Source organism: Saccharothrix sp. ST-888, assembly GCF_000955975.1.
Classification (GTDB): domain Bacteria; phylum Actinomycetota; class Actinomycetes; order Streptomycetales; family Streptomycetaceae; genus Kitasatospora.
Genome location: NZ_JYJF01001030.1, coordinates 1 through 287 on the forward strand (window position 1 = coordinate 1; position 287 = coordinate 287).

At 74.6% G+C, this 287-nt stretch carries 1 pseudogene; it reads left to right on the forward strand.

From position 1 onward, the window contains the following. Window positions 1-130: 130 nt before the first annotated feature. Window positions 131-287, forward strand: a pseudogene (locus UK12_RS44885) (mannose-6-phosphate isomerase, class I); the annotation flags it as partial.

Below are 287 nucleotides of genomic sequence, written 5' to 3' on the forward strand. Positions count from 1 at the left end.
CGCCACCATCCTGACCATGAGCGGCGACACCGCGCGGGCCACCGTCGCCGAGGTCGCCGCCGCCGTCGAGCGCGCCGCCGAGGCCGAGCCCGACGGCCAGTTCGCCGGATACGCCTACGCGGCACGGGAGTTCCCGGGCGACACCGGGCTGCTGGCCGCGCTGCTGCTGAACTACGTACGGCTTCAGCCCGGCGAGGCGCTGTACCTCGGCGCGGGCGTCCCGCACGCCTATCTGCGCGGGCTCGGCATCGAGATCCTGGCCAACTCCGACAACGTGCTGCGCGGCG